The following is a 24,458-nucleotide window of genomic DNA, read 5'->3' on the forward strand; positions in this document are numbered from 1 at the left end:
GTCACTCCAATTTTAATTATTGCTCTTCGACAGCCGACATTTGAACCTTTTCTTTGTTGCTTAACTGGCTTGGGCTTGTTTTAACGACCAACTCTCCCTCTTTGAGGCCTGAGAGCACTTCTTGATTAGGCTCGTTCAATCTGCCTAACTGGATGCTGCGCTTCTCTAACGTATCTCCTGTAAGTACGAAAACAAAAGCATCGTCACCCTCTTTAACAATGCTGTATGTAGGAACCGTCACTACGATTTGGTCCTGCTGATCCGTCAGCTGCACCTTTAGCTTCGTGCCGGGCTTTAAAGACAAATCTCTGTTCGGCACCTCAAGATTGACTTCATACGCTTTCGTTTCCGGATCGATCACCTTGGACAGATAGCTGATCGCTCCTTTGTACATCTCTTTGGATCCTGCCACGTAGTAAGTCAGCTCCGTTTTATTGCTGATCTGATTCGTTTCCGCTTCCGTTAACTGTGCTTTGATTTTAATCGGGTCCAGCCTTTGAATAATACCGACCTTGGCACCGGGCTGCAGCGCCATTCCTGCTTCCATCGGCATCTCCGTCAATAGACCGCTCACCGTGGCTCTTACTTCCAGGTTTTTAATCGCTTGCTCCAGCTGCTGCAGCGAAATCTGGGCGCTCTTGAGCTGTGTTTCCAATTCAGGAGGAGCATCCAGCGGTTCTAATGCGCTCAGTTTCTGCTTGAGTTGATCCAAGTCCATACGGGCACTCATCATTTGAGTTTCCATTTGATAAAGCTGAGCTTTCGTCACCAATCCGATATCGTAATCGTTTTTCATTTTATTGTAATTGCGCATTAAGCCGGTCATCCCCAGCTCCATCTTTTGAATCGAGTTGCTCATATCCGTTCTTTGGTTTTCCGTTTCCTTCTTAGCCTTCACTTTCGCTTTTTCTAACGCCTCTTGGGCCATTTGAACGGCAAGCGCCGCCGCATCTCTTTGCGTCTGGAGCTCGCCTGACTTCAACCGGAGGATAACATCGCCCTCCTGAACCATATCTCCGCGCTTTTTCAAAATTTGATCAATATCCCCGGAAGCCTTTGACGTAATGCCAAATTGGGCGGAAGACTGCGCTTCTGCGGCACGTTCCAGCGGATCTCCGATTTTTTGCTTGATGACTTTAAATACTTTAACGCTTTTCGGCGCTTGATCCTTATAAATGGAATTGCCTTCCGAATTGTTAACCACTGTATCTGAGCACCCTGCCAAAATGCCAATGCTTAACGTCAGAATACCAAGGGTTCTCACGACTTTCGGTTGCTGCTTTCGTCGTTTTTTTCTCATTAGATATGAACTCTCTCCCCATAATCAAAGATACGAAGCCGCATGTTCGCTTTTCATTTCATTCATGACAACGCCAATTAAGTTCACTTTCGCCAGAAGGAGCTCCTCTTTCACTTTCTTAGCTATGCCGCGCTTCATTTTGCCGAATTTAACGATGAGCAGCGTACCGTCGCACTTCGTCGCCATAATTTTGGCATCGGTTAAGGATAAGATCGAGGTTGTGTCCACGATGACCATGTCATAGTTCGCTCTAAGCTCTTCCAGCAGAACATCCATTTGATTCGAAGCCAATAAGCCGGAAGGATTTTGCGGTAACGGCCCCGCTGTTAGAATAGAAAGATTTTCAATCATCGATTGGTGTACGATCTCGTTCAATGTGTTCTGTTTCACAAGATAATTCGTTAGTCCTCTTGCGTTATCTTGGCCAAATGAAAGGTGGATCGCAGGATTTCGCAGATCAGCATCTACCAAAATCACTTTCTTTCCGGTCTGCGCATACGCCACAGCCAGATTAATGGCCGTCGTCGTTTTCCCTTCGCCTCTGCTTGAGGAAGTGACCGTGACGATCTTGGCTTCGCGGCCGAAAACCGAACAATCGATATTAAATCTTAAAGATCTGTACGCTTCCGAGGAAGCAGAATTGGGATTCTTGTGCATCATAATGGCCGAATTAGTGGATAGTTTTGGCATAGGCAATATCCTCTACTTTTTTTCTGGATTTACTTTTCTGTTTGATTCGCTTTTCGCTGATTTTCACTTTCGGTATGTAGGCTAAGGTCGGCAGTTCAAAAGCTTCACGCACATCCTCATCCGTTTTCAATGTGTCATCTAAAGCATCCAGCAGGAGTATGATACCAATCGTAGCAGCCAGCGAGGCAACAAAGCTTAGAATGATGTATTGGTTGGACTTTTGATTGATCGGTATGGGATTGTCCTGAACTTTGGCCCGGTTCAGAATAGTGATATTATCGACCTTCATAATTTTGGGGATCTCGGTTTGAAAGACATCCGATACCGCATTCGCAATCTTCACGGCTCTTTCGTGCGAAAAATGCCGGGCAGTAATCGACATGACTTGCGTTTCATTGAGATTCGAAACATTGACGATTGAAATCAATTGGTCTGTGGATACGTTTAGTTCGGGGTATCGTTGGACGACTTTATCCATAATGGCCGGAGTTTTAATAATTTCCTTATAGGTATTAATGAGGGCCATATTAACGCCGATCGCTCCGTAATCGATTTGTTCTGTGCCGAGTTGACCCTGTTCAGACGTTTTATTGACGATCAATTTGGTTGAAGCCTGATAAATGGGAACGTAATTTGATGTCGTATACATGGCTGTAAGGATTGTACAAACAAGTACAACAAAGACAATAACCCACCATCGCTTCTTTATGATCATCAAATATTCTTTTAAATTAATTTCCATGTTTCCCCTCCGCGAGAAGTCTACTTGTCAACAAAATGATACTATTTGTATCTTATTCCTACTCTTACTTTAAGATACTTTTCGTATCATGTCAACAAAATATTCCATTTCTAAGTTCCAAATCGTATCAATAAAAATGCGCATAAAAAAAAGAAAAGAACCCCAAAAGGCCTTCTCTTTTTGTTTAGTTAATCCCTACGGAGGATACGATATTCTTCTCATGTGTAAGCCCTGAAACTTTAAGCGCTTGCTGCAAAAGCAGGGCCAACAGCCGGCGCATCGAGCCGATGCCGATTTTGCTCATAATGTTCGCTAAATGAATCTTGACTGTTTTTTCACTGATGCAGCAGCTTTCAGCAATTTCCTTATTCGTGTACCCGTGGGTAGCGATCAGGAAGAGAATTTCCGATTCGCGTTGTGTCAGCCCATAGTTATTGAAAAATTGTTGCAAAACTGTGTTCTCTGCCATTGGATTATGTCTCATACAACAACTTCCTTTATATGAATGTGTCGTTCTCGACTAAGATCTACGAATGTTTCATCAATTTTCACAAGAGGGTTCGTGTCATCCGTGGGATTAATATAAACGACGTCTGCCCAGCGGCCATCCGTCAGCTTGACTTTCCTGCCGACTAAGCCGCGAATCATATTGGTCAGAAAGACCGATACGATATGAGGGTCCAATTCACCGAAAAGACCTTCCCTCATCTGGCGGACAACCTCGTAAAATGGCATCATGTCCTGATGCGGCCTTCTCGAAGACATGGCATGGAAAACGTCGGCCACAGCGACAATACGGCTAAATCGATCGATTTGGCTATCCTTTAACCCCATCGGATATCCGCTGCCATCCAATCTTTCATGGTGCTGCAAGGCTACAAGAGACACTTTGTAGTTAAGGCCTTTGGTCTCCCTAAGCAAGTTATAGCCTCGAACCGTATGCTGTTTCATTTCATCGAACTCTTCTTGGGTCAGCTTCCCCGGTTTTCGAAGAATTTCTTGGGGGATTTTCACTTTCCCAATATCATGCAGTGTAGCCGCGAGCGTTAGCAAAGCTACCTCTTGATCGTTCATTTGGAGCCACTTCCCAATCAGCGTCGATAATATGCCTACGCCGACATTGTGCTGGTGCGTGTACTCGTCTTTCGCTTTAACCGCTTCAAATATCTCAAATAAATCCGAATGTTCGGCCGCCTGCTGCACGATAGGAATGAGTTGATTCTGGATTTCAAACAATGGGATCTTCTTCTGCTTCTCCACCTGCTCGAATAAATCCTTGGCGAATTGAGTTGCTTTGCGTACTAAGAGTCCTGACGGATTCTGGGACTGGACATCTTCCAGTTCTTGTTCCTGGGGGCTTGTGGCAATAATGTCCATGAAGTCAATACGATGCTGTCGAAATAAATCCAAATGCTCTTCCATGAGTACAGTTTGAGCTGTTGCCAGTACAAGCCCATAGCTCGTTGTTACATCGTATTTCAACATCTTCCCCGCTAGATCTCTCAATAACCCCACTCCAATGTTTCAAAATATAACCATTTTCTATTATATACGACAAAATAGGCTCAAACCATGGGAGGTAAATCCCGTATTTTTCCTATTTGAATAGGATAAAAAGCCTACAGTTTCCATAATTTCAAGTACAACTAGGACTATTGGTATAGTTTGGTAAAATGAACGGAATCACACGCTCCAATCGTGACATCCGTCTAGTCTCCTGCATATAGTAATTATCGACTAATCCGCTTTTACCCAAGGAGGTACTTACATCCATGACTTCGAAACAAAAGAAAGAGACCCGGAATTTGGAAACGAACAACGAAGTTTTGCAGCAGCCGGAAACCGATCCTGCGTATGCTGCTTCGTATCCGCAAACCCCATACGGCTATCCTGTGCCGCAAGCTTACGCTTGGGTTCCTATCTATGATGCACGCAGCTTAGGCATGTTCCCTGGCATGCCCGGCGGTGGCATGCCTGGTGGCGGAGGCGGTATGCCTGGCTTCCCAGGGCAGTCCGGTTTTCCGGGGCAGCCTGGTTTCCCAGGACAGCCTGGTTTTCCGGGGCAGCCCGGTTTCCCGGGGCAGCCTGGCTTCCCGGGCCCTGGGATGCCGCCAGGAGGCGCAGAGCAAGCGCCGACTTCAGCTCCTCCTGCCTACACCCCGCAAAAGCCGTTTGCAGCTGCCGGCACATTCGCCGTAGATCCGGGTGCCATTAGACGCTGTATGTTCCGTTTCACTTATGTTTGGCTGAGCAATGGTCAGCATTTCTGGTATTTCCCGACTTTTGTCGGCCGTAACTCGATTGCCGGTTTCCGTTGGAACGGCTTCTCCTGGATGTATTTCGGCATCGATTTGCGCTTTATTGATTCATTTACTTGTTAGAAAGTCTGCTCCCACGTCTATATAACAAGAAAAGCCTAGCGGGCATCCGCCAGGCTTTTCTTGTTGCTGTGAGAGGGAACTGGCGTCCTCTATTTGGACGAAAACAGGCTGCTTCCCTTCCTTTGCGGAACTACAGGGTCTAATCTGCTCCAAGGTGCCCTCATATCGCGTTATATCGGGAAAATAGCGGAACAGCGTTACCTCTAAATTGCCAAATGGCTGCTTCCAGGACAATTAGCGGACTGTTGTTCCCACAAAAACCAAGAGAACTTGCAATTTGCCCTTGCTTCGGACACAGCAGCCGTTATTTTCGCTACAAGCGGCGTGTCTCTCTGCGGACGGACACCAGCGACGTTATTTGCCGATTTCGGGGCGAAATCAGTCCCCCAGTGAGCAAGTAACAGCGCTTGTGTCCGTTACATGTTCGAAGGAGGCCTTCTTCATCGGATAAGGGCTTCTCGGTCCGTCAGCGAGGCAAGAGGACGGGGATCAGCGCCTGTCCCCCAACGTTTAGCTTGTTTTTCAGCGTTATCTTCCACCTTCTGCCCTCTCCGCCTACTTTAACGCTGAAAAACGACGTCTCAGCTCACACATCGGGAGGATCGCCCCTCAATCAGCCCGCTCCCCAAGCCAACCCTTCAGCTTCACGATCTCCGTACCCGCAAGCATCATAATTCCTATGCCATGATTATCATTCGTGACGGTAAGCAGATCCTTCTTATAATAATCCGCTGTAAAAGCATACCGCGAACCGCTGCACACGCCATGCACATTGCCTTGCGCGTCAATAGCAAAACGCGTTAAACCTTCCCAGGCCTTGAAGGCCGCCTGAATGAACCGCTGCGGCTCCCTGAGCCAGCCGAACCGGACGCCTCTGGCGAACGAATAAGCAAACATCGCTGTACAAGATGCCTCCTGATATGCGTCCGGATCATTCAAGACCTGGTGCCACAGCCCGCTTTCCGCTTGCAGCTCGGCATAGCCGGCGCACAGCTCGTTAAAGAAGCGGACGAGCTCGTGGCGATGCGCATGGTCTGCCGGCAAAGCTTCCAGCACCTCGGTCAGGGAGAACAAGGTCCATCCGTTTCCGCGCCCCCACGGAATCCCCGTCGGCATCCCGTATTTGAAATCAAATACGTGGGACATCAGGCGCTGCTCCGGCATAAACAAATAGTTCCGAAACAGAAGGAACTGATTAGCCGCCTCATCCAGCGCTTCCCTGCTTCCCGTGATAGCCGCATAGCGGCACAGAAACGGCGTGCTCATGTAGAGATCGTCGGCCCACATCGTGTTCTCCGAATACTCGTCCCGGCACACTCTGTAAAAGGCGCCGTCTTCCTTCCTTTCCAAGTGCTTGAGCATGAAATCGGCAATTCGCTCTGCGATCGGCAAGTCCCCCGCATTCCCGTCCTCTTTGTACGCCTCCAACATGGCGGAGCCGAACGAGCCGCAGTTATCGAGCATTTTCATCATAACCAGCTGTTGATTGATGGCCGGAAACCCGTACTGTTCGCGATCCCACAGGGAATATTCGAACATGTCGGTACAGCTTTGCACGTGCTCAAGCGCATAGGAGACAATATCGGGCCGCTCCAATGAACGCCCCGCTTGCAGCAGCCCGTAGATGGTCACTCCCAGCGGGTAATCCCAGCGGGCATAATTGGTGGCGTTCCCGACGGTCCATTTATTGCTCAGCATCGCATTTTCATAATAGGGACGAATCCACGTCTCCGGGCGGTCCAAACGCCAATACTGATTAGCAAAGACACGCTTCGTCGTGGCGATTTCCTTCATTCCCTTCATTTCCTTCACGTTCAGTTCATCAGCATTTGCATCAAAAGGCCCCAAATAAAGCCATGCTTCCTCAGAACCATGCACGTCCACAGGCGAACGGAATGGCACTTGCTCTCCATCCGCAAAAGCATTCACGGCAAAGCCCCATGAACTAGAAGCGGCCTCGCATTCACTTCGGATCAGCACATCGTGTCTGCCATAGGCTAGCGGAACTTCCACTTGGAAGCTGCCTCCCGTTCGCAGCTCCGCTGCCTGCTTCCCATCTACCCAAATGGTTAGCGGACCGGTTGTCGTTCCCTTTAGCACATAAGGGGCTTCGCCGAAGCTGACGGCGTTCAGCTCCGTCCAGGCATAAGCTGCCTTGCCGGGCTGAAGGCCGAACAAGCGCTCGCACACCGGCCGAGCCTGCTTCTCCTCATCCCACTCACATTCTGGCAACCAAGTCACGCCATGCTCCCTCTCGGAAGAGAACGCCGCTGGCAGCGGGCTCCGTTCAAACACATCGTCGTCAACCGGAGCCGAGTACGCCCATCCTGCCTGCCCCTCGCGCTCGGCAAAAGGAGAACGGACATTCAGGATTCTGACTTTCGCTTCATCGGATCCGAACAAGCACCCGAAGCCCGCCGCCGTCATCTTCGCTTTGATGAAAAGGCGATTCCAGCCTTTGGCGAAATGGAGGCTCAATTTGACGGTCGCATCCGGCTTTAACTCCTCAATCACATTAGAACGGTACGCAAGCTCATCGTTAAAATAAAACTGAATAGGACCCAAACAACGAACCAACACGTCCAAACTACGTTCGCTATCACTCCATACAAGCGAGTACGCATAAGAAACTTGACCTTGTTTGGCCTCCGGGAATCTATGGCGAAAGTTTAGATCGAACAGTCCTTCGTCATTTTGCAAAATGCCCGACCGGTTGAACGCGCGGAACGTGAACGGTACGGGAGGATTAGCCCCGATATAGCGATCCGCAAGAACTTTTAGTATCCGTTTATCATCCCGGCCCAAGCGGGTTTGTATGCTTTCTTGTTTACTGAAATAGGTTGTCATAGTTCCACAATCACAATCCTTTCTACAGCAGCCGCACGGTGAAAGTTCGGTCGAACGGCGTTACCAAGTTCACGTGGACATATTGGCAGCCTGCCGGATGCTGATCTTCTCGAAGTACAGGCAATAAGTGTTCAAAGGCTCCTGAGGATATTTCAATGCGGTCTTCATCCACGCTATAGGTCATAGAGCCGTCCTTCAGAAAATATTTCCCTTCCCCTGCATCCTGCAAATCGCCACCATCAACAACACCCTCATTGCCTAAAATAAAAGTCAGCTGCGTAAAAACGTCTTCACGCTCATCCGAATGAATGCGGATCGTCCACTCAGACGCTTCTTGCTTCAACTCTACCTGCAGCTCATGCGTCTGCAGATGCGTCATCGGCCGGTGCTGATGCGGCAGCAAGTACCACGGACTTACCGTGCCTTTCGCCGAAAGGGGAAGATGCTGCTGCGGGACTGGCCCGTTGTAGCCTTTCTCCATGACGACGCTTAACCGATAAACGCCATCCTGGGCGGTCAATTGATTAAATTTAACGATGCCCGGCGAAAAGGAAGTGGACAGCTTCATGCCCAGCAGCCTTGCTTTCCCGTGGCGAAGCGAGAAGAAGGACGGCGTTTGCGGCATGATGGTCACGCTCGTATCCCTCTCGCGAATGCGCACGACCGGTGCTCCGAAAGCCAAATGCATGGAGCTGTGCTGAATTTGCAGATGATGTCCGACGGCATCGATCAAGCTCAGATGCTCGTTCATCGGATGGAACTGATTGAGGATGCAGACATAGCGATCGGGCAGCTCAGCGCGCTCCAAATCACGGACAGCTTCCTCAACTTCCGGGTAAAGAAACCTGTGCAGCAGCGCATTATTGTTTACGCCATCAGGATGCTTGATGAAGGTACCCGCATAATCGCTCATCGCGGCAAACACGGGATCCTGATCATGAGCGGCCATGAGGCGGTAAATCGTATAGTACGTCGCCATGTCGTACGTTTGGCCAAAATCCTGCCTCCCCGAGTAGTCGGTCACCACTTCGCCTGAAGGGTGAACGAGGTAAAGCATCATGCGCAGATTGCGGCGCACGCTCTCCAATAATTCGGGACGGTTCATTACACGGGCGGTATGGTACAACGCAACATTGCTGACCGCGTTGTAAATGCCATTGCTCCGTTCGGTCCATTCCCCGTCTGCTGTAATATCCAAGCCCTCGGCCAGCCATTCCTCCGCTCTCGCGAGGAGCTCGGGCTTTTCGAAAATATCATATAGCAGGGCTAAAGCAGCCGTAATGACCCACCGGTGATTGGGCGTATGGCATCCCCCTGTGAGCATGGCTGGAATTGTTCGCTCCAGAAATAGCTTTAGCTTAGCAGCGATGGGCTTTACAGCAGCCCAATCATCTCCCGCAAGCAGCTGATAAATTTGCGTTACGCCGCCAACGACAAATCCGGTGTCAGGCGGCGAGTTGTAATTGGTGGAACCGAGCGATACGGTTCCGTCCGCATGCTGCCTGTTCAGCATGAAAGCCGCTGCTTTTTCCAAGGAAGCCGCTAACGACTCGCTACGATAGTATCTCGAATCTGGATTAACCAAAGCCGCAGACCATGCGGCTATATACACAGGGGTACTATGGTGGCTTGCACGCGCAATGCCTGTCTCATCGATAATGCCGCCGTCGTACTTCGATGTAGCATCCTGCACTTGGCGCTCAAGCGCGGCAGCCGCAAGATCGTCATTTTTATCCACTAACTTTCTATAGATGAAATCCATGTTGGTCACCTTTTACCCTTTCCTCGCGGCCATTTTGCTTATAATCAGTCGGTGGCTTTCATCAATCTCTTCCGGCCGGCACACAGCCTTCAGCTCATATACCTTGACCTTGGCTATATCAATGGCTTCAAGGAAGTGGTCGAAGGTATGCAGATCCTGGCTGTGCACATAGGGGCACCAGTGGTCGGAAAGCTCCAACGTTTCATGAATATGAACGCCGTAAATATAGCGCTTAACTTCCTCCAGCTCCTTCAGATTGTCGTACAAGCCCATGCGGTCCATCATCATGGCATGACCGATATCGTACCAGAGTCGGACCGGACTGCCCTCCAAATTGCCGCAGATCGTTTTCGCCTCCATCAGCGTCGGCATCTGATACGATCTTGAGCGCGTTTCGATGCCGATGGCGATATCCCATCCTTTTTTCGCAGCGTAATCGCTCACTTCTTCCAAACTGTCCTGAATTCGTTTCGCATACCGTGGGCTTAATTGTTCGCGCCTCTCCATCATGATTTTCCACAGCCCTTGATACGGTTCCGACGTTCTCCCATGATCCCGGTAAAGCTTCTTCAAATGAAGGTCAACATTATAGTCGAATGGCACTTCACCCGGGTGTACGACGACAGCTTTGGCGCCATATCTGTCCGCATATTCCATCGATCGAATGAGCAGCTCCACGGAATGCTTGCGCTTTTCCTCATCGTCGAAGCCCAGCATGACCGAATCCGTATCATAATCCTTATCGTCAATGAACGGAAATACATTGTGTACACTCGAAACGCCGATTTCCCCTTTCTCGATCATCGGTTCAATGGTTCTCATCATCTCTTCGGTCACGTTGTAATTCAGCTCCACATAACGGAATCCTAAGGATTTGATCTCCTCGATCATTTCCCGGCCAATCGTATGCTTCTTAATATTCCAACAGGTGGAAAACGAATAATCCCCTTTGTCGATCATTTTCTTGCCTCCTCCTTATAAGTAAAAAGACCCGTTCACCCATCTACCTTACGCAGGGGATGAACTGGCCTTTGTGCGGATAGCACCGGTATTACTTGACGGATTCCATTTGTTGTTTCGCAATGGCCATAGCATCTTTAGCAAGGAACGCATTATCTTTATTCTCTTGATACCATTTGTTCATGAAATCCTCGAGCTGCTGTCCGCCTGCTTTCGTCCAAGCGGCTTGAGAGTCTTTAATGGCTTGTTCCGGCGTATATTTCGCACCGCTAAGGATTGCTTTAACGAACAGATCGCCTTTTTCCTTCAGAATCGTCGTGTTAATGACCTGAAGATCAGCCGGATACACAGGCATGTGATCGCCTAACGCAATTCCCGGATATTCTCTTGCCGGATCAAAATAAAGCTTCTGAATATCCTTGTACATATCCATTCCGGCTTTCTGCGCCGGCACCTCAGGGTTGAACCCGTTCAGGACATACGTACATTTATCTACTCCGGAGGAGAAGAACATCGTATAGTCATACGCATAGCCGACTTCATTCTTGGACTTGGCAGGGTCTATCGCCTGCGGACAACCATTCGGAGCTTTCTTCCAGTGCGTGCCCTCGTCTCCATTGACAATTTTAGAAGCAGTTTCGGGCTTCATAATAAAATCAATATAGCGCCCGACAGCTTCCGGGTCTTTCGCCTTGGCATTCACAACAGTTGTCATCTGAACCGGATTATCGATCGCGCCGGTAAATGTACCGAGCGGAGATTTAGGATATCCTAACGGTGCGACATCCGCCCCGGGCGCATTTTTCCTCAGCGTAGTAAGGTCGTTCATAACGAAGTCATACCAGCCCCCGGTGTACTTCACGTAAATGCCGATCTTGCCATTGAGAAAGTCCTGTTTAGCTTTTGCGCCGTCTTTATCGTTAATGTAGTCTTTATCAATAAGGCCCTCATCATAGAGACTTTTCTTGAACGTTAAGGAAGCAAGCTCTTTGTCCCATGCACGGACAACTTTGCCGTCCTTAAGATCCCAGGCGAGCAGCGAACTCGAAGAGCTTTCGCCGAACATCTCATTGATGGCTTGCTCCGAATAGGTGCTCATGTTAAGGCCGTACGTATCCTTTTTGCCGTTCCCGTCCGGATCTTGCTCAGCAAATGCCTTGGCCACCGCCAATATTTCATCCGTTGTTGTCGGCATCGCAAGATTCAACTTTTTCAACCAATCCGTACGAATTAATAAAATATGCGCAGGGACCGCTTCTTTGACCTTGCCGATCTCGTACAGCTTGCCATCCGGCTTCGTGCCCGCTTTTTTCAACTGCGGATACTGGCTCAGCAATTTCTGGTATTCAGGCATGAATTTCAAAATGTTGTCGATAGGAAGCAGCTGCTTCTGATCATACAAGCTGCCCCGAAACGGTGTATTGTACTCGTTGACGATATCCGGAGCGGAGCCCGATGCAAACAGCACGTTCAGCTTTTTCGTCGAATCGCTGCGGAGGATAGGCACGTACTTCACGTTCACCGGCCCGTTTTGGTTGATCCATTTGCTCCAACGATTTTCTTCATAGGAGCCTTCCGACGCTGGGACGGCACCGCGATCGTACATGGAAACCGTAACATCCCCGCGCTTTGCTGGCTTCTCCTCGGCCGGCTTGCTGCTGGCCGCCGGTGCGGCTGTTCCTTCTTTTTTGTCGCTGCTGCAGCCAACTAACGTTGTTCCAAGTGCGACAACCCCTACTGTCATGCCAAGCCACAGTTTCAAGTTTTTCATGTGCATCTTCCCCCTGCAAAATTTTATAGTGAAGTTTTGTTAAACGGGAACACCAACGCCATTAACCTTTAACAGATCCAAGCATAACGCCCTTGACAAAATATTTTTGCAAAAAAGGATAAATCGCCAACATCGGAACGACCATCACAACAACGCCGACGGCTTTCACCATCTCCGTAGCAACCGCTGCTTGCTCCTCATTATTGAGAGAAGGCGAGTTCAAAAGATCGTTCTTTTGCAGCATGGCTTGAACAACGACGGTTAAATTCATCATCTCGCTCTTATTGATATACATCAGCACACTCATGAACGCATTCCAAAAGCTAATGCCATAGAACAGCGCTAGAGTAGCTAACATCGGCATAGATAAAGGCAGTATAATGCGGATAAGCAGCGAGGTGTCACTGCATCCGTCGATTCGCGCAGCTTCCTGGACTTCATAAGGAATATTCTCAAAATAGCTTTTCATCAGGAGCATATTGTAGGTACTAATAAATCCTGTCAACCATAAGGACCAGTAGGAGTCAATGAGATGCAAGTTTTTGATAACCAGATAAGTGGGAATGAGTCCTCCCGAGAACAACATCGTAAACACCATGCCGAGAACCAGGTATCGCCGGCCGATCAAATAGGATCTGGACAACGGATATGCAGCTAAAATGGTGCCCAACAAACTTAATCCCACTCCAATCAGGGTAATGACAACGCTATTCTTAAAAGCATTAAACGCCGGGCTCGCAATGAAGAAAATCTTGTACGCGGTGAACTGGAGCCCTATCGGCCAAAAGAAGACATGACCTGAATCTACAGACGTCCGATCGCTCAGCGATAGGGCAATAATATGAATAAACGGCAGGATGCAAGTTAAGGCAATGATGGCGAGCAGCGCGTAATTGGCCGCATAGAAAAGCTTTTCTCCCCTTGTCGCTTTCAATACAGGTCCTCCTTTCACTTAGAACAAAGCTTGATCGAATTTCTTGGCAATCCGGTTGGCCAGCAGCACGAGACTGCAGCTAATGACGGATTCGAAGAGTCCCATGGCCGTCGTTAAGCTGAACTGCGAGCTGCCCAGACCTATTTTATAAATGTAAGTGCTTATGACTTCCGACACGTCAGCAACGGCGGCATTCTGCAAATTGTATACTTGGTCAAACCCAACCTCCATCACCTTACCCATCGCTAAAATCAGCAATAAAATAATCGTGTGCCGAATGCCAGGGAGCGTAACATGCCACATTTGACGCCATTTCGTAGCTCCGTCCATGCAGGCGGATTCATAAAGCGAAGGATCGATGGTCGTCAGGGCGGCCAAATAGATGATCGTGCTGAACCCCATTTCTTTCCAAATACCCGATCCGATAAAAATGCTTATCCATGATTTCGACTCATACAGAAACGTAATCGGCTCTATATTGAATAATTTAAGCACCTTATTGATGGAACCGTAGTCTGTGGCAAATAGCGATAATACGATACCCGAAACAATGACCCAAGAGAAAAAATGCGGCAAATAAATGATCGTTTGCACCCATTTCTTGAACCACGACTTCCTGACCTCATTGAGTAAAACAGCCAAGAAAATGGGAACGGGAAATCCGAAGACCAAAGTCAGAAAACTAAGCCAAAACGTGTTCCAAATAATTTGGAGCGTGTTGGAGCTGGAAAACAGCAGATGAAAATTTTTCAAACCTACCCAAGGGCTGTCCCCTATGCCATCGGCGAAATTATAGTTTTTGAAAGCGATAACAAGTCCGCCCATCGGCCAATATTTGAATATCACATAGTAAGCGATAACAGGAATTAGCATGATGAATAAAGGAAGGTTTTGTTTTAATCGCCTGCTCCGTTTTAATGAAGCTGCTTTATGCAGATTCACGGTTGTTGAAGGGACAGGAGGTTCTTCTAATCGGCCGCTCATGATTGCTCACTCCCTCATTTCTTTGGTATGCATCCTATCATACCCGGGTTCGTGACTCAAAACCCTTAAAAAATTATAGAAGATTCTATAAATTCATTAGGTAATGGATAGATCCGATTTTTATACGAAAAAAATATTGTATAATGACCTCATCGACGTTATGGCCTACAAATGATAAGCAAAATGGGGAGTCTGAGATGCAAATCTGGCGACAATTACTCATAGGAATGAACAGAAGCTTCAGAATCAGATTAATTATTAGTCTATCCGCCATCATTTTGCTTGCCTTCGGGATTACCGGCTATTTGACTTACCAGTATAACCTGAAGCTGTTTGAAGAGGAGATCAGCAAGCAGTTTTCCCGCACGAATGAAGAGGCTTTGGCCAAAATCGAGATGAAAGTCCAAGAAATTGTGCGTATTTCGCAAAACGTCGTATTCAATCCGCAAATTGAAATGCTCATCGAGCGAATCAATTCACAGGAAGATGCCGATGCCTTTAATCTGTACTACGATAAAAAGCAAATTGATGATCAGATTTTCCAAATCAAGTCGGACGCGCCTTATATTACGGGCATGTACCTCTATGACTTAAACGGAAATCCCTCCTATTTCAGCTATACCACTTCGTCGATGAAAAACTTGGATGCTCCTACCTTCCAGACGATTCAATCGAAGCTAAGCGATACGTACGGGAATCTGGTCTGGATGAGTATGCCGCTTCCCAGCTCCATTGAACCGAGCGGCTTTAGGCAGACCATTATTATCGCCCGGCTGATGAAGAACAGCGCTTTGCAAACATACGGCGTCCTTGTGATGGCCGTTGACGAGTCTTTTTTTGCAGGCATTCTGAAAGAATTAACTAAGGACGGCACAGGCGAAGTCTATTTGTTCAACGATAATAAAGAATTGCTGTTCAGCAATTCCACCCGCGAGCCTGCCGGAAAAACGCAGCTGCTAAAGGATATGAACGAAACCCGGGTGATGGACAATCATCTGTATGTGCAAGGGGAATCCAAAGCGACCTCCTTCAAGCTTGTCAGTTCGACGTCCCTTTCGGACATTCAAGCGAAAAATAAAAATTTATCCAAGCGAATTGTGTATACCGGCTTAATCAGTATTTTGCTAACGAGCATCCTCATCGTCATCTCGACAGGCAAGCTGCTGCGGCCGCTCAAAGACCTGCTGCTCGGACTGCGCAAAGTGCGCTCCGGCGACTTCAATGCCCGCATTGAAATTCGCACGAAGGATGAGCTGGCTTATATGGCCGAGAGCTTCAATGCCATGACCGAACAAGTCGGCAGGCTGATTAAAGAAGTCTATTTAACGCAGCTAAGCGAAAGAGAGGCAGAGCTTAAAGCGCTGCAGGCACAGCTCAACCCTCATTTCCTGCACAATATGTTTAACGAAATTTATTGGAAGCTCTATTTGCAAAATGAAAAGGACACCGCCGCTTTGATCGCCGCCATCTCGGAAATGCTCAAATACTCGCTGATGCCCGTTCGGACTCTGACAACCGTAAGAGAGGAATTTCAGCAAATCCGCAACTATGTGAAGCTGCAAACGGAACTATTTGAAAGCGATTTAGAAACCATCATCCAAGCGGATGAACTCGTGCTGGACAACGAAATGGTGCGTTTTCTGCTCCAGCCTCTTGTAGAAAATGTATTCGTACATGGCTTCCGGAATAAGGTGGCACACAAGGTCTTGGTTATTCGCGCACGTCAGCAGGGGAAATTTCTGGAAATTGAGGTAACCGATAACGGCTGCGGCATGGACGAGACAGCGATTGCTCTGCTGCTCGGTCCGAAGGGCACGTCCCTTCCCCAGCGGTCCGATGGACGGGAAAGCCTTGGCGTTCGAAGTGTCGTAAGACGGCTCGAGCTCGTTCACGGGCAGCCTTACCGGCTCGAAGTCGAAAGCGTTGTGAATAGCGGAACGACGATGCGCCTTCTGCTGCCCAATAACCCGGCAAGAAAGGAGCTGAACGAGCATGCTGAAGGGTAATGTAGTGATTGTAGAGGATCAGCCTAACTTCCGTAAGGGCTTGATCAAGATGTTTGAAGAGGGGCAGCTTGGTTGGAACGTTGTCGGCGAAGCCAGCAATGGGCAAGATGCGCTGGCCTTGGTTGACAAGGTGAAACCCGATCTCGTGCTTACGGACATTCGCATGCCCGTTATGGACGGCATCGCGTTTGTCGGACATTTAAGAAAGCATTATCCCGATCTGCTGGTGATTATCCTTACCGCGTACAAAAATTTTGAATATGCGCAGGCGGCCGTCAGGCTCGGAGCGCTGGATCTTCTGATTAAACCTTGCACCGAACAAGATGTGAAGCAGGTCATGAGCAAAGCCTCCGAGCGCTACTATGAGAAATACGCGCTGCAGCAGCAGCTCCTTGCCCAACGTAAATTGCAGCAGGATCAGGAGCTTCGTGCGGCGTTATTAGACCTTCCTTCTTCCTATGAAGCTATGAAAAACATGGATGATGTGCTCTCGACGAAGGAGCTGTGGCTGCTTCAGCTGAGCAGCGAAGACTTGGCTCTTAAAAACTACGGCAAAGCGGACTTGAGCTTAATCCAATTCGCTTTCTCCAATATCGCTGAGGAGCTGCTGAAAGGGGCGAATATCGACGCCAGGCTTCTGCTGGTCGAACATGATCGCTTCGTCGTGATTGCCGAAAGGCCCGGGCTGGAGGGAAGTTTCCTGCACGCCGTCCAAGAGGCTTCATGGGAGTATTTGAATATCCGTGTGAACATTCAGACCATGGGCGCAGCGCCCTCCTATAAGCAGCTTGCTGCATTTTATGGACAATTCAAGAGCGGCGAGTCCCTGCCGGCAGGGGCGCAGCCTGTGGATATCGATCCAAGCTCGGGCTCGGGCATGAGGCTTTCGCTCAATCAGGCGAAAGTGAACGAGCTGGAACTGCAGCTCCTGTCAGCCATTCTCATCGGACAAGAAAACGCGCTGCAGCAGCTTCTGAATCAGGTGCTTGCCGATTTATCCCGGCAGTCGCCGGAAGACATGAAAATCCAAGCATTAACGTTTTCAATTGCTCTGCTGGGAACGATTCAAAAACAGTTCGACCCTGACGAGAAAGAAGTCCTCGCGAGAATCCCGACGGACATGCCGCAAGCGCATTGGACGGCCGGGGAAGTCCTCCGCTTTGCGGACACGCAGGTGAGGAATTTCTTGCTTCTGTTTAACAGCTGGCAGGCGTCCAAAAGCGACAACGTCATCGAGAAAGCGACCAAATATATCGAAGAACATTATAACGAAGAATGCCGCTTAACGGATGTAGCCGCCCATCTTCACCTTAATTCGAGTTATTTCAGCGTGCTGTTTAAAAAAGCGACCGGCGAAAGCTTTACCCGTTTCGTTACCCGGCTGCGCATGGACAAAGCGGCTTTGCTGCTTCGAAACACGGATATGAAAATATTCGAGATTGCCTGCGCGATTGGCTTCGACGAGCCGAATTATTTTACAAACGTATTTAAACAGCAATTCCACATGTCTCCCAAAGAGTACCGAAACCAGAGGTAACCAGGGAATAACTCGTTTTACATAAAATCCCATTTAAAATTAACAATATTCCTGACAGAAACCGACATTTATCGAATCCCACTTCGTATATAATCAAAAAGATGAAGATCGCGAGTCCCATCATTCATTATAAAAGTCGGGAGTGTTAACTGTTGGTCATCAAGATAATCAAACATATAGGGGTCCCCTTGATTTGTTTCTTGACCATATTTTCATCCATCCTGTTGGGTAAAGCGCCAATGATCGCAGCAGTCTTCGGCTGCGTTTTTTATCTTAGCATTGCCCTCGAGCGTAAGCTCCCTTATTCGCGTGCCTTTCAGTTTATATGCCTCGCCCTTTTTCATTGGTACAGCCATTTAAATTGGTGCTTGATCCTGTATTATATATTGATCGGGCTCGCTATTGCAGACAAACAGAAAATCGCCCACACCCTTCGGACGACTCTTCTGTATATCGGGGTATACACCGTTATCCGTTTATCCTATGTACCTTTTACTTCCTACAACCTGCTGGTTTCGATCTATGATATCGCCAGTTCTATCATTTTCGTGCTGCTTATGCAATATGTGCTCAAATCCGAAGCAGAGAACAAACGTTTGCAACAAGAAAATGATTATCTCACTACGCATGATCCGCTAACAGGGCTCCTTAATTATGAAGGGTACGTAACCACCATTGAAAATTTAATTGTTAAGCGCTTCAACTTTGTGCTGGTGTTACTGGATTTTCAGGATTTCAAATCGGTGAACAGCGAAAATATCCACAATGGGAATGAAACATTGAACCAGATTTCGCTTTTGCTAAGCAGCATGTTCGACGATTCATACGCCATGTCGCGGTACGCCGGGGACCAGTTTGCCCTTATTTTGCCGGCCAAGGAAAACCTTATTTCTACGATTAGCGAAACCTTGGATTCGAATATTTTAGGCTTTCAAGTCACCTACAGCTTTGCTGAGTATCCTTTAGAGGCATCTACGAAGGAAGAGCTCATCTCACTGGCCGAAGAGCGGTTGTTCCAGAATAAACGCGCCGTATGGCTCAAAAGAGAAGAGCATTTATTCCGCTCTGAGAAAATGAAGATGATCGGGGAACTGGCCGCAGGCATGGCGCATGAGATTCGAAACCCGCTTACAACCATCAAAGGCTTCATGCAAATCGCGACCACAAGAGCCTACAATATCCAACCCTGGCATGAGCTGATTATGAGTGAAATTCGAAGAATGAATGAGCTGACCGCGGAATTCTTGCAATTCTCCAAACCGCATATCAGCAATATGAAGCCGGAATCCGTAAGCGATTGTATGGACAGGGTTCTGTCCTTGGCTGAATCGGATGCCCTGTATCGCGGGCATAACATCATTTTTGAAGACACAGAGGAAGCCCTGTATATTTTCATTGACCGGGATAAAATTGTACAAGTTTTGTTGAATTTGATCCAAAACGCGTTTGAGGCGATGACACAGCCCGGCGATGTTCACGTGCGCATAAAACAGGAAAATGAACTCGCGATCATTGAAATCGAAGACTCTGGCGGCGGCATGTCCGAAAGCGAACTGGAGAAAATTTTCAACCCCTTTTATACGACCAAGGAAAACGGTACAGGTTTGGGGCTCTCCATTTGCCATAAGATTGCTGTAGATCATGGCGGATCACTGGAAGTGAAGAGCGCGATAGGCTCGGGCTCCATCTTTAGCTTCAAGCTGCCGATCGTGGAGATGTAGCTACGGGTGAAAAAAACCAGCTGAATGGGAAGCTTCCCGATTCGCTGGTTTTGTTATGATTTAGGGCTGCTTAATAGCCTCAATTTCAATTGATACTTTGACCTCATCGCCAATGAGGACTCCGCCTGTTTCCAATACGGCATTATAGGTTAATCCAAAATCTGAGCGTTTGATGCTTCCGGCTGCGCTGAAGCCAACCTTCTCATTGCCCCAAGGATCCTTGCCCGCGCCTTCATACGTAACTTCAAACGTTTCCGGTTTCGTAACGCCGCGAATGGTCAGATCGCCGGTTACCGCGTATTCCCCATCGCTGGTTTTTGTAACTTGCGTAGACTGGAATGACATCTTGGGGTGCTGCTCGCAATCGAAGAAATCGGCCGAGCGCAGGTGCGCGTCACGATCCGTGTTCCTTGTGTCTATTGAGCTTAGATCAACTTGAAAAGCAATATTCGCTGACGTGAGATCCTCCGCATCCGCTTCAATCTGTGCCTCGAACGAGTGGAATGTGCCCTTAACTTTAGCGATCATCATGTGCCTAACGGAGAAGTCCATACTGCTGTGACTTGCATCTACTGCCCATTTCGATTTTGCCATCCAAGTTACGCCTCCCAATTCGTTATAGCTTATTTAAAATAATATACTAACTAATACTCATTCCTCACTCATCGTAACCCGGGTACCGCCTTTTGTCAAACAAATTATGGAAGATACGGATTGTTTAATAGGGTGTTTGGTGATACATATGGAAGATACGGATTGTTTAATAGCGCATTTGGTGATACATTATGTATCAGATGGTTTGGCAAAAATATCCCATCTGCAGGAGGAATCCGACATGACTTCAGAAGCAAAAAAACCTGTGTACTATGATGGCAGCGGGGTGCTTCAAATTCCGCCCCAGGAGGCGAATTCAAAGGATACCGTCATTAAGCCTGCAGATGTGAATGCCCAGCCTATCCAGATTCCATATTTTCCTTATTTGAATTTAAGGCCTTGACTTGCGCGGAGACCGCCAGGGTCATAGCCCTGACGGCCCGCTTTACTTAGACATATCTTCAAGCACAGCTTGAACGCGTTTGTATTTGAGTTCTGTGATTTGGCGAAACTCTGCAATTTTGGCGAGCTTCAAATCCATGAGGTGAAGCTGGTCCCGGATGATTTGTTCCATCTCCAGCAATTCCTGTTTCTTCAGCACATTGTCTTCCGTTTGCAAAAAACCTTGATGATGCGCACTCAACTTCCTGCTAATCGATACAAAATCTTGAATCTCCTGCAGGGAGAAGCCCAATACATCGCGCGCATTAACGATTTGCTTCAGCTGCTCGATATGCTCCCGCGCATACAGCCGGGTACCTCCTTCGCTCCGATCCGGCGCCTCGAGCAGTCCAATTTCCTCGTAATAGCGGATTGTTCTTTTCGTTAATCCTACTTCTTTGGCTACATCGTCTATTTTATATGTGTTCAAGGCACAGCCTCCCCTTGTCTCCAACAAGCTATCCATCCATTTTACCAGACCTTTCATTCACAATAAAATCAGGGGTTGAGGAGTGGGAGAAATTAGTGTGCCCTCTGGGTAATCTCCGCGGCACTTGTGCCGCGGTGCTGGGATCGGCGCACTCTTGCATCGTACGGCAGGGGCACCGCATAAAGGAACTCAGAGCTTCTATTTTGCCGAATGTGGCCAGATTCTCTTATTAGGGGGAACTGCAGGGCGTTATTTGGCGTCCTGGCACCTCCTGTCGACCAGAAACAGTAGAATAGAACCCTGCAGTTCCCCTTCAACCGCCGAAATGCCGCTTTTCAGATAAATAGGGGAACGTAGTTCCCAATCAATAGCATTGGCGTTGGGAAAGAGCGGGGCTTTGGCCGTGGGGGGGCTCCAACGTCATCGTTAAGCTTGTTTTACAGCGTTAACTTCAACTGGAGGCCCATCCACCACACTTTAGCGCTGAAAAACCGCGTTACAGCAGGACTTTGACCATGGGCGGGGCTCCCGCCTAAATAAAAAAAGCCCACCAAGCATTGTGAAAATGCTTGGTAAGCTCTGGCCAGACATATTCGTCAACAGGCGTACTGGAATGCAAGCATTCCCCTCTCACCTGTACCTTGCAACCCGCTCAAAAAAGTCCTTGCCGCCAACCTGTCCTCCCTTGAGCACGAGCTCCAGACCGTCAAATTGCGGCTCATTCGAATATGCCCGGCAAAGCGGCCCACCCGGATCAAGCACAGAGATGCACTCTAAAGCATAGATGCCCAGCTCCCTGGTCACATAGCCCGACGTGTCCCCTCCCGCTATCAAAACACGGGAAATTCCGAGCTGCCTGACCAGCTCTTTCGTCAGAGCGCCTAGAGCCGTGCCGAGCAGACGGCTGCTGTCTTCAGATCTGATTCCCTGAGCGGACAGCACTTTCCGCATGCGTTCGATGCTTTCATCGTTAGGGCCTGTCGCCGAGTAGACGATGACGCTTTTGCCGCTTGCCAGCCATCGCTGCGCCTCTTGCTGCAAAGCTGCTCTTGCCGCCTCCTGCGTATCAGGGCTTAGCAGCTCCTCCATCCCAACTCGAATGCCCACAAAACCGGCCTTCAGCGCTTGCCCGATCTGCTCTTCCGTGACCGGCGAACAGCTGCCTGAAACGACCAACAGCGGAGTTTCCCGTCTAGCTTCCACTCGCGGAAGCTCCGCACGGCTTGATGCACGACCGGATTCTGCGTTAATCTCCATCGATCCCGCATCTTTTCGCCAAACAGCCCCAAGCGCATACTCAACGCCCGAAGACCCGATGACAAATAACCCGTCATGCCCCGCTGCCTCTTCCCAAATCATTCTCCCGGCCGCTTCCAAGCGCCGTTCATCCAATACGTCAAAGAGAAGAAGGTCAGGCTGTTCCTGCCCAATAACCTTCTCCAAGCGCTCTCGCACCTCGGCATACGAGCCGTCCAAAGCCAAAATATCCAGCAAAGCTGTTTTCAGCCCTGTCTGCTGCGCTAAATGCTTGCGAAGATCAGCTTCCGCCATAGGCGTAACCGGATGCTTGGACATGGTCGGATGGCGGTCCAACCGATGCATAACCCCCACGCCAGCTGCAAAATGGTTGCCGAACAGCGTATAGCGGCCCAGATACGGAACTCCGGCGAGCAGCGGAATATACCGGCCGCCAAACACCTCGCGCCCGATTTCCGCCGCCTTGCCGATGCTGCCTGTGCCGGGCGAAGAGTCAAACGTCGAGCATATTTTATAATGCACGACTGCGGCTCCAGCCGCTTTTAGCATCGTAAAAATCGGCCGCAGCTCCCGTTCCATCTCCTCGGGAGTCAAGGAACGCCCCACGCCGGCCACGCCGAAACAGTCGGCGTCTTGAAACCGCTCCTGCAGCAGCTCGGGCATAGGCGGCTCCAGAAACAGGACGGTTCTAAGACCCGCCTGAAACAGTGCTTCCAGCACATCCGTAGAGCCGGTAAAATCGTCGCCGTAATAACAAAGCGGCCGCCGAGCAGCAGGCTTTGTCCCTGCCTGTTCAGGGGTGTCGTTCATCGGCCTTCACCCTCTCCCGTATTTTTCAATCGCCTTTTGCAAGGAAGGATGCTGAGCCGCATAAATGTCCAGAGGTATGCCCTGAACCGCCGCCTCCCAACCGAGCTTCATGCTCTCGAAGCCCGCCGCCGGACCGTCCGGATGGGCCAGCATGCCTCCCCCGGCCAAGTGCATCACGTCAACCGTGCCCGTTGCCGCATACGTAGCCGGTGCCGTTCCGGCCCACTGGGCCGAGGAAACGACGGGCATCGCTTTGCAGCCGCCGAACAGAGGCGCCGAGCAAGCCGCAATGGATCGAACCACAGACTCATTGCTTTCGTAAAACTTACTATTTAAGCCGTTAACATGCAAATGATCAGCCCCGGCTAGCCGGCAAAGCTTCTGATATGCCGTAAATTCAATGCCGAGCAGCGGAGAACGGGTCAGCATCCCCCATTGATTGCGATGCCCATGAATCGGAACCTCGCTGAATTGGTTCAAATACGCAAGCCCGGATAACCCAATGCTGAGGATGCTCACCATGACGCAGGTACCGCCTGCTTTTACAACCAAGTCATGGTTCCTGCGCAGCTCATCGTAATCGCCTGTAATGTTAAAAGCGTACATCAGCTTCTTGCCGGTGGCATCGGCAGCCCGTTCGACAGCCGCCATGACAGCCTCGACTTTGTCCGCTAATGGCGCATAAGGCGGATTCGCATTCAGTTCATCGTCTTTGATGAAATCCATGCCTGCTCTCGCCAGTTTACCAACCAAATCCGACAACTCACCTGTCGTTAATCCTATGCTGGGCTTCACAATGGTCCCAAGTATCGGCCTGTCATACACGCCCGTAAGCTTCCTCGTTCCTTCTATCCCAAATTTCGGTCCGGTATAGCGCGAGGCAAAAGCATCCGGCAGCTCCAAATCCAACAGTCTCAGTCCGGATAATTCCTGCAGCTCATACAAATTGCCGGCTACGGCAGACATCAGGTTCGGAATGGAAGGACCGAAATTATGGAGAGGAAACGATACCGTCACCCGTCCACGGCGATATTTGCCGTCATGGCCCGGCGGCGTCTTCGCTCCCGGCAGAGACGGAGCATCCGTTTCTTCCAATGCTTCAATGCTCTCTACTCTTGCCCCATGCCGCTGCTTCAAGTCATCCGTCTCTCCCGGGACAGCCGTAAACGTCCCCGTAGACTGTTCGCCGGCAATCGATGCGGCAGCCCGCTCCAACGAATACGCCGTCTCCACCAAATAGACTGCCGTTACGCGATCTTGCTTCATCCTGCTTCTCCCCCTTCTCTAACCA

At 49.2% G+C, this 24,458-nt stretch carries 20 protein-coding genes; 5 read left to right on the forward strand and 15 right to left on the reverse strand.

Features of this window, described 5'->3' with window-relative positions; translation table 11 throughout:
* Positions 1-16: 16 nt before the first annotated feature.
* The 5 genes from AC3WRW_RS13935 to AC3WRW_RS13955 all read right to left on the reverse strand — a co-directional run bounded on the left by AC3WRW_RS13935 (position 17) and on the right by AC3WRW_RS13955 (position 4,217).
* Complete coding sequence (locus AC3WRW_RS13935; protein ID WP_492546912.1) at positions 17-1,300, reverse strand: efflux RND transporter periplasmic adaptor subunit; 1,284 nt, start codon at positions 1,298-1,300, stop codon at positions 17-19.
* A 24-nt stretch (positions 1,301-1,324) separates the two neighbouring features.
* Positions 1,325-1,990, reverse strand: coding sequence for a CpsD/CapB family tyrosine-protein kinase (locus AC3WRW_RS13940; protein ID WP_492546913.1), 666 nt, complete (start codon positions 1,988-1,990; stop codon positions 1,325-1,327).
* Positions 1,971-2,732 (reverse strand): YveK family protein, encoded by a 762-nt coding sequence (locus tag AC3WRW_RS13945; protein ID WP_492546914.1) that lies wholly within the window; start codon positions 2,730-2,732, stop codon positions 1,971-1,973. Before AC3WRW_RS13945 ends, AC3WRW_RS13940 begins: the two co-directional genes overlap by 20 nt.
* A gap of 184 nt (positions 2,733-2,916) precedes the next feature.
* Complete coding sequence (locus AC3WRW_RS13950) at positions 2,917-3,216, reverse strand: response regulator transcription factor (protein ID WP_171683091.1); 300 nt, start codon at positions 3,214-3,216, stop codon at positions 2,917-2,919.
* Complete coding sequence (locus tag AC3WRW_RS13955; RefSeq protein ID WP_492546915.1) at positions 3,213-4,217, reverse strand: HD-GYP domain-containing protein; 1,005 nt, start codon at positions 4,215-4,217, stop codon at positions 3,213-3,215. Before AC3WRW_RS13955 ends, AC3WRW_RS13950 begins: the two co-directional genes overlap by 4 nt.
* Positions 4,218-4,675: 458 nt before the next feature.
* On the opposite strand from AC3WRW_RS13955, the gene AC3WRW_RS13960 reads away from it, so the two are divergent.
* Positions 4,676-5,113, forward strand: a complete 438-nt coding sequence (locus AC3WRW_RS13960) for a collagen-like protein (protein ID WP_492546963.1) — start codon at positions 4,676-4,678, stop codon at positions 5,111-5,113.
* Positions 5,114-5,722: 609 nt separating this feature from the next.
* On the opposite strand, the gene AC3WRW_RS13965 is transcribed toward AC3WRW_RS13960, so the two are convergent.
* From AC3WRW_RS13965 to AC3WRW_RS13990, 6 genes are all read right to left on the reverse strand, one after another.
* Positions 5,723-7,960: a glycoside hydrolase family 88/105 protein gene (locus tag AC3WRW_RS13965; RefSeq protein ID WP_492546916.1), complete on the reverse strand. Its 2,238-nt coding sequence runs from the start codon at positions 7,958-7,960 to the stop codon at positions 5,723-5,725.
* A gap of 22 nt (positions 7,961-7,982) precedes the next feature.
* Positions 7,983-9,722, reverse strand: a complete 1,740-nt coding sequence (locus AC3WRW_RS13970; protein WP_492546964.1) for a hypothetical protein — start codon at positions 9,720-9,722, stop codon at positions 7,983-7,985.
* Between the two features lie 12 nt (positions 9,723-9,734).
* The gene (locus AC3WRW_RS13975) at positions 9,735-10,682 is read right to left on the reverse strand and encodes a sugar phosphate isomerase/epimerase family protein (RefSeq protein ID WP_492546917.1); all 948 of its coding nucleotides are present in this window, start codon (positions 10,680-10,682) and stop codon (positions 9,735-9,737) included.
* 91 nt (positions 10,683-10,773) lie between these two features.
* A complete protein-coding gene (locus AC3WRW_RS13980) occupies positions 10,774-12,453 on the reverse strand; it encodes a type 2 periplasmic-binding domain-containing protein (protein WP_492546918.1) in 1,680 nt (559 codons plus the stop codon).
* A gap of 61 nt (positions 12,454-12,514) precedes the next feature.
* A complete protein-coding gene (locus AC3WRW_RS13985) occupies positions 12,515-13,387 on the reverse strand; it encodes a carbohydrate ABC transporter permease (protein WP_492546919.1) in 873 nt (290 codons plus the stop codon).
* An 18-nt stretch (positions 13,388-13,405) separates the two neighbouring features.
* Positions 13,406-14,260: an ABC transporter permease gene (locus tag AC3WRW_RS13990; protein WP_492546920.1), complete on the reverse strand. Its 855-nt coding sequence runs from the start codon at positions 14,258-14,260 to the stop codon at positions 13,406-13,408.
* Between the two features lie 338 nt (positions 14,261-14,598).
* Here AC3WRW_RS13990 and AC3WRW_RS13995 point away from each other — a divergent pair, with 338 nt between their 5' ends.
* The 3 genes from AC3WRW_RS13995 (at position 14,599) to AC3WRW_RS14005 (ending at position 19,635) form a co-directional block, all read left to right on the forward strand.
* Positions 14,599-16,377: a sensor histidine kinase gene (locus tag AC3WRW_RS13995; protein ID WP_492546921.1), complete on the forward strand. Its 1,779-nt coding sequence runs from the start codon at positions 14,599-14,601 to the stop codon at positions 16,375-16,377.
* A complete protein-coding gene (locus AC3WRW_RS14000) occupies positions 16,364-17,914 on the forward strand; it encodes a response regulator transcription factor (RefSeq protein WP_492546922.1) in 1,551 nt (516 codons plus the stop codon). The genes AC3WRW_RS13995 and AC3WRW_RS14000 overlap by 14 nt, the downstream gene beginning before the upstream one ends.
* A 200-nt stretch (positions 17,915-18,114) precedes the next feature.
* Positions 18,115-19,635, forward strand: coding sequence for a sensor histidine kinase (locus tag AC3WRW_RS14005; RefSeq protein WP_492546923.1), 1,521 nt, complete (start codon positions 18,115-18,117; stop codon positions 19,633-19,635).
* Between the two features lie 60 nt (positions 19,636-19,695).
* On the opposite strand, the gene AC3WRW_RS14010 is transcribed toward AC3WRW_RS14005, so the two are convergent.
* On the reverse strand, positions 19,696-20,229 hold the full coding sequence (locus AC3WRW_RS14010) for a YceI family protein (RefSeq protein WP_492546924.1): 534 nt from the start codon (positions 20,227-20,229) through the stop codon (positions 19,696-19,698).
* Positions 20,230-20,470: 241 nt separating this feature from the next.
* On the opposite strand from AC3WRW_RS14010, the gene AC3WRW_RS14015 reads away from it, so the two are divergent.
* Positions 20,471-20,632 carry a hypothetical protein gene (locus AC3WRW_RS14015; RefSeq protein WP_492546925.1) on the forward strand — a complete coding sequence of 54 codons (162 nt, stop codon included), beginning with the start codon at positions 20,471-20,473 and terminating at the stop codon, positions 20,630-20,632.
* A gap of 42 nt (positions 20,633-20,674) precedes the next feature.
* Here AC3WRW_RS14015 and AC3WRW_RS14020 read toward each other — a convergent pair whose 3' ends face one another.
* From AC3WRW_RS14020 to AC3WRW_RS14030, 3 genes are all read right to left on the reverse strand, one after another.
* Positions 20,675-21,100: a MerR family transcriptional regulator gene (locus AC3WRW_RS14020; RefSeq protein ID WP_492546926.1), complete on the reverse strand. Its 426-nt coding sequence runs from the start codon at positions 21,098-21,100 to the stop codon at positions 20,675-20,677.
* A 630-nt stretch (positions 21,101-21,730) separates the two neighbouring features.
* Positions 21,731-23,167 carry a four-carbon acid sugar kinase family protein gene (locus AC3WRW_RS14025; protein ID WP_492546927.1) on the reverse strand — a complete coding sequence of 479 codons (1,437 nt, stop codon included), beginning with the start codon at positions 23,165-23,167 and terminating at the stop codon, positions 21,731-21,733.
* A gap of 6 nt (positions 23,168-23,173) precedes the next feature.
* A complete protein-coding gene (locus AC3WRW_RS14030; protein ID WP_492546928.1) occupies positions 23,174-24,433 on the reverse strand; it encodes a ribulose-bisphosphate carboxylase large subunit family protein in 1,260 nt (419 codons plus the stop codon).
* Positions 24,434-24,458 lie beyond the last annotated feature (25 nt).

This window comes from Paenibacillus sp. FW126-R14, assembly GCF_058789495.1.

What these genes read in the sequence shown, in the direction of transcription:
- AC3WRW_RS13970 (WP_492546964.1), bottom strand. Translation starts at nt 9,722, where the DNA reads ATGGATTTCATCTATAGAAAGTTAGTGGATAAAAATGACGATCTTGCG.
- AC3WRW_RS14010 (WP_492546924.1), bottom strand. Translation starts at nt 20,229, where the DNA reads ATGGCAAAATCGAAATGGGCAGTAGATGCAAGTCACAGCAGTATGGAC.
- AC3WRW_RS13935 (WP_492546912.1), bottom strand. Translation starts at nt 1,300, where the DNA reads ATGAGAAAAAAACGACGAAAGCAGCAACCGAAAGTCGTGAGAACCCTT.
- AC3WRW_RS14030 (WP_492546928.1), bottom strand. Translation starts at nt 24,433, where the DNA reads ATGAAGCAAGATCGCGTAACGGCAGTCTATTTGGTGGAGACGGCGTAT.
- AC3WRW_RS14015 (WP_492546925.1), top strand. Translation starts at nt 20,471, where the DNA reads ATGACTTCAGAAGCAAAAAAACCTGTGTACTATGATGGCAGCGGGGTG.
- AC3WRW_RS13960 (WP_492546963.1), top strand. Translation starts at nt 4,676, where the DNA reads ATGTTCCCTGGCATGCCCGGCGGTGGCATGCCTGGTGGCGGAGGCGGT.
- AC3WRW_RS13995 (WP_492546921.1), top strand. Translation starts at nt 14,599, where the DNA reads ATGAACAGAAGCTTCAGAATCAGATTAATTATTAGTCTATCCGCCATC.
- AC3WRW_RS13940 (WP_492546913.1), bottom strand. Translation starts at nt 1,990, where the DNA reads ATGCCAAAACTATCCACTAATTCGGCCATTATGATGCACAAGAATCCC.
- AC3WRW_RS13955 (WP_492546915.1), bottom strand. Translation starts at nt 4,217, where the DNA reads ATGTTGAAATACGATGTAACAACGAGCTATGGGCTTGTACTGGCAACA.
- AC3WRW_RS13945 (WP_492546914.1), bottom strand. Translation starts at nt 2,732, where the DNA reads ATGGAAATTAATTTAAAAGAATATTTGATGATCATAAAGAAGCGATGG.
- AC3WRW_RS13975 (WP_492546917.1), bottom strand. Translation starts at nt 10,682, where the DNA reads ATGATCGACAAAGGGGATTATTCGTTTTCCACCTGTTGGAATATTAAG.
- AC3WRW_RS14000 (WP_492546922.1), top strand. Translation starts at nt 16,364, where the DNA reads ATGCTGAAGGGTAATGTAGTGATTGTAGAGGATCAGCCTAACTTCCGT.
- AC3WRW_RS13950 (WP_171683091.1), bottom strand. Translation starts at nt 3,216, where the DNA reads ATGAGACATAATCCAATGGCAGAGAACACAGTTTTGCAACAATTTTTC.
- AC3WRW_RS14025 (WP_492546927.1), bottom strand. Translation starts at nt 23,167, where the DNA reads ATGAACGACACCCCTGAACAGGCAGGGACAAAGCCTGCTGCTCGGCGG.
- AC3WRW_RS13965 (WP_492546916.1), bottom strand. Translation starts at nt 7,960, where the DNA reads ATGACAACCTATTTCAGTAAACAAGAAAGCATACAAACCCGCTTGGGC.
- AC3WRW_RS13990 (WP_492546920.1), bottom strand. Translation starts at nt 14,260, where the DNA reads ATGCTAATTCCTGTTATCGCTTACTATGTGATATTCAAATATTGGCCG.
- AC3WRW_RS13980 (WP_492546918.1), bottom strand. Translation starts at nt 12,453, where the DNA reads ATGAAAAACTTGAAACTGTGGCTTGGCATGACAGTAGGGGTTGTCGCA.